Consider the following 4,261-nt stretch of genomic DNA (forward strand, 5'->3'; position numbering starts at 1 on the left):
TGCAAGCAGCACAAGTGGTTTGCATTGAAAGGAACATTGTCAATCCTAATATTATTGCATTGAGGAGTTTTGGCTTCAGTCTCATAGTTATCAGCAATTAATAATTTAACATGTAGAGATATGAACTCTTATAGTATATTTCTTTTCAAGGATGAAAATAATTGTCATAAGGAAAAATCACTTTGCCTTATGACAATTATACACAGTTAGAATACTTAAAACAGATATTCTATTTCAACAGACTATCAAAAGTCCTTATTAACGAAATAGGATCTTTATAAAATTCTTTCGTATCTAAATTAGACACAGTTTCTTTCATCACAGGATATGGCTTAAATACAATTTTAAGCAACATTTTCGCACCAATACTACTTCCCATACAATAACCCTTTGCCACATCTTCATTCTTTACCTTAAAATAGAAAACATAGTTTGTGCCTTCCAAATGTAATGTTTTGGTATTTGTTATTGTTGAGATATAGTGTATATAGGCAGACACATTTTCCCCTTCATACACAGGTTTGAGGAATATCGGAGTTTTGTATGGTTTTGGATTTTTGTTCCAAACGCTTGGCAATGATTTTTGCGCCATAAGCGGAACGAACTTTATCCACTTTTTAGATTTTGAATCGTAGTACTTAATGCTCTTTATCTCTGTAGATTTGTATTCTTTCTTTTCTTTAGAGTTGGAATCTTTAGTAACAACGACATCACCATCATCAAGCATAAATAAAGTTTTTGTGACTCCCTTAACCACATTTCCGTTGTTTAAGGTAATTTCAACATTGTCCTGTGCTTGTACCATTACACACAACAAGAGGGCAAGAAACATAAAAAATAGTCTTTTCATACTCATGTTATTTTACGGTTTGACTTAATATCACAAAAATACTATTTTTTTTCTTTGCTATCCAGAAAAAACACATTTTTTAACTTGTTTATCCGTGCAAATAGTAATATTTAACGCTTGAAACGAAAAATGGTTTATGGAAACTGTTATCTGTTATCTGTTATTTGTTATCTGTACAGCAAAAAAAATCGTTTTTGGAAACTGTCAACTGTAACGCTTGGGGATGATGTTATTGACCTGTCATGTGACATTTTACTCTTGTATAGACTACACCCTTTATCCAAGTCTTCAAAAGAGACATTTGAGATAGTGTTACTTATAAGAAGTTTTTTAACTCGTAGAGAACAAACAGTTGCCCCGGAATCTTTCAAATAAAATAGCTCCTCACCGTTCTCCAATGATTATGATTCGCATAAATCCTTGCATTTCTCCCAATAGGCATCGAATTCCTCTTTGCTAACCAACATATTGGTTTCTATCGAATACAAGTCATATTGCAGGATGATGGACATCGGAGGATTGTGTTTGATGAAATCTTCTGGAAAGCAACCATCTATTTCGACATTAGCTACGCAATAGTTGCCATCCGCAGAAATTGTAATAGCCCTTGATACTCTCACGCAATCAAACTCGCCATAGCAAACCGTGTCGAACACCTTTATCTTGAAATAGAACTTGTATATCAATATTCTATTGTTGCATGGAAGTTGTTTTCTCAGACGGATGCACAAATGAGCCAAGGACAACAAAAAACTTTTCTTGGCATCCTTTGGAGACATTATCAGCGTGAAGTACTTGCCAAGCTGACCTACGGAATGCACTTCAACTTCTGTTTCTGGGGCTTCCTTGGAGACAAGTATCTTGACTTCATTCACCGCCTTGCTCCAAATCTCGACGTAATCAGGAAAAATAAGGTAATAGTAGCTGCTGAAAAAGAACTCCTTCGTCTCAGGCTTGTACTGTATGAAGAAGTTGGCAGAATCAAAAGATTCGGTAAACTTTTCTTCGTGCATGATGTAAGAATCATCGGGCGACTTCTCACAAACCGTACTAAGCATCTTGACTCGCCTCTTGAACCATATTTTGTATCTTTTGGCAAAGAGAACAAAAGCAATCGAGACAACAGCCCAAACGCCAAGTACGACAACACCGATAATATCCGAGCAGATATGAGTGATGACACCTATGCCATATATGATGACAATGCACCATAAAACGACCATTCCAAGTTTAGACATTATTTTTTCTATCATAAAGCTATTCGTTTTTGTGTTTTTTTGAATCCACGATTTTCTGTTATCTATGATACAGGCAGTGCCCTTTTCTGTAGTCTTCGGGAGATAATCTTTTTTTGTTTTCAAACGCCATTTTATAGTCTTTCATATACCATTCCCATGCTTCTTGCATTACATAGTCCTTGTCATATAATATCCAAATTAACCTGTCCCATTCGTAGTTCGAGGCTTTGGGAACCATCGTTACTTTACTTCCTTTTTTACCGCTTGGGCGATTGGCTTTTACTTGATACCTTATATTTCTATAAACGAAATCCGTCCCTTTGGCAACAGCAGTTTTATCTCTCATGTAATCAGAGTATTCTTTTTCTGACATACTAACCAACATTGCTGCATCATATTCAGAAATGGAACTTGTAATAGACGGTGCAACTCCAAAACTTGCTTGCCATTGCAAAGCAATATCTACAAGTTTATCTCTTAGCATTATTTTTTCTTCCATAGTCGTGAAAAATTGAATTTACGAATTTGCAGTTCACAGAAAGTGAATATTAATGTCTATTTTTCTTTTTGTTGGCATTTTTATTTGCCTCTAACCAAAGCAGGAAAGACAACAGGAAACATATAAGAGCAACATATTTTCCTCTATTTATTCCCGAATCACGACAAAAGACTCTATCAAGTTTCTCATCGTAGAAGAACGTGGTGTTGTTAAACCCAAGCTGTAAACTGTCACTCTTGTTTATGACAGTATCGTATTTTTTACCTTGGTAAATAATGTCTGCCGATGGGTGATGTCTTGAGCCACTTCGCAAATCCAAATTTATTATCTCACAAGCGATATTGCTTTGTGTTGTAGAGATTTTAGTTTCTCTATCAGATACTATAAACATATATGCAGTAAAAAGTCCGACAGCTATGTTTATCATAGCCACAACTATTTTTCTTCCCATAGCTTTCCTTATTTGTCCTTGCGGATTTATAAATTATTGCATTGTTCCATGAGAATTTTATCTATCATAGAACATTTCTTGAAAAAGGGATATGTATGATAAAAGTCCTTCGGGTCAATGGAGTCAGAATCTTGCTCCATCATCCATGCCGAAACGATTAAGACCATCATTTCGTAGTTCGCCTTTTCTTTCTGCCGTGGAGACAATCGTTTCAATGCTTTCCGAAGCCCTTCTATCTTTTGGGGATATTTCCGCAACATTCGGCTTAATCCTTCAGAAAGGGTCTCGTCATACGTCTCATCGGTATGCGACAAGCAATGCCTTATCACCAATATGTAGTCCTGCTCTTCGGAATGTTCTTGGGCAAAGAAATCACCATCTATGATTCGGCTGAGAAATAGGCTGTCGGTATTCGTTTCTTTCTTGCCTTTCAATTCTATCCTTCTTATGCTTTTGTCACAGAAAAGGACTCCATCAGTAGAAGCGTTTAGTGGATAGATATAACATTTTTCTCGCCCTCTTTTAAACAAGTATTTTATATCATAGAAGATTTCGCCAGTCACAGTTAGCGTATCAGCCTCTAATGAAGCAAAGTAAAATTCTTCGATTTTATTTTTGCCAAGTGCTTTGTTACTTTTGGAGATTTCCAATGTGCCAGTGGTGTCATTATCAAATGTAAGTTTTACAGATATTGTTGTGTCAGAAAGTTTCACATCTCCGACATAACAACATATACCTTTTCCAAAAGTAGCTGATTGACATCCCATACTGCATAGAAACAGTATGGTGATGCTTGTCAAAATGATAGCTTTTCTTCTTCCCATAATCACTTTAAACATTACGTTCTTTTTCATTCGTAATAAGTTCTTTCATATCCACAGACAGTAATTGTGCAATTTCAAGAAGTGTGGTAAGGTTAGGTTGAGAGCGGTTGCATACGTAAGCATTGACCGTACTGAAACTTCTTCCCAACTTCTTTGCAAGCCATGTTTGGCTTATCCCTTTGTCCTCTAAGACTGCTCTTATGCGATTTAACTTCATCTTTTTATCGTTTTTATGCTACAAAAATAACGTTTTATTTTGATAATCCATCCAAATCCCTTGAATATCTGCTGTATTCCGTCGTAATTTAGACAAAATAGAAATATAATCTGCAAAAATGGAACTAAGCAATTGATTTCCCAATATGGGAAGATACATATATGCGTTTATGAATATGTTCT

6 protein-coding genes are annotated in these 4,261 nt (G+C 35.6%); all 6 read right to left on the reverse strand.

Annotated features, from left to right (window positions below; genetic code table 11):
* Positions 1–229: 229 nt before the first annotated feature.
* Positions 230–850, reverse strand: coding sequence for a hypothetical protein (locus NNC77_RS16095; protein WP_134843831.1), 621 nt, complete (start codon positions 848–850; stop codon positions 230–232).
* A gap of 401 nt (positions 851–1,251) precedes the next feature.
* Positions 1,252–2,103, reverse strand: a complete 852-nt coding sequence (locus tag NNC77_RS16100) for a hypothetical protein (RefSeq protein ID WP_233401916.1) — start codon at positions 2,101–2,103, stop codon at positions 1,252–1,254.
* Between the two features lie 43 nt (positions 2,104–2,146).
* Positions 2,147–2,587 (reverse strand): hypothetical protein, encoded by a 441-nt coding sequence (locus tag NNC77_RS16105; protein WP_254971843.1) that lies wholly within the window; start codon positions 2,585–2,587, stop codon positions 2,147–2,149.
* Between the two features lie 49 nt (positions 2,588–2,636).
* The gene (locus tag NNC77_RS16110) at positions 2,637–3,038 is read right to left on the reverse strand and encodes a hypothetical protein (protein ID WP_254971841.1); all 402 of its coding nucleotides are present in this window, start codon (positions 3,036–3,038) and stop codon (positions 2,637–2,639) included.
* 26 nt (positions 3,039–3,064) lie between these two features.
* Positions 3,065–3,892, reverse strand: coding sequence for a hypothetical protein (locus NNC77_RS16115; protein ID WP_134844615.1), 828 nt, complete (start codon positions 3,890–3,892; stop codon positions 3,065–3,067).
* The gene (locus tag NNC77_RS16120) at positions 3,870–4,079 is read right to left on the reverse strand and encodes a helix-turn-helix domain-containing protein (RefSeq protein WP_117662222.1); all 210 of its coding nucleotides are present in this window, start codon (positions 4,077–4,079) and stop codon (positions 3,870–3,872) included. The genes NNC77_RS16115 and NNC77_RS16120 overlap by 23 nt, the downstream gene beginning before the upstream one ends.
* Positions 4,080–4,261: the final 182 nt, after the last annotated feature.

It is taken from the genome of Segatella copri, assembly GCF_024330485.1.
GTDB classification, from domain to species: domain Bacteria; phylum Bacteroidota; class Bacteroidia; order Bacteroidales; family Bacteroidaceae; genus Prevotella; species Prevotella copri_L.

Coding starts and splice junctions, on each gene's coding strand:
- NNC77_RS16105 (WP_254971843.1), bottom strand. CDS start 2,587: ATGGAAGAAAAAATAATGCTAAGAGATAAACTTGTAGATATTGCTTTG.
- NNC77_RS16095 (WP_134843831.1), bottom strand. CDS start 850: ATGAAAAGACTATTTTTTATGTTTCTTGCCCTCTTGTTGTGTGTAATG.
- NNC77_RS16100 (WP_233401916.1), bottom strand. CDS start 2,103: ATGATAGAAAAAATAATGTCTAAACTTGGAATGGTCGTTTTATGGTGC.
- NNC77_RS16120 (WP_117662222.1), bottom strand. CDS start 4,079: ATGAAGTTAAATCGCATAAGAGCAGTCTTAGAGGACAAAGGGATAAGC.
- NNC77_RS16115 (WP_134844615.1), bottom strand. CDS start 3,892: ATGAAAAAGAACGTAATGTTTAAAGTGATTATGGGAAGAAGAAAAGCT.
- NNC77_RS16110 (WP_254971841.1), bottom strand. CDS start 3,038: ATGGGAAGAAAAATAGTTGTGGCTATGATAAACATAGCTGTCGGACTT.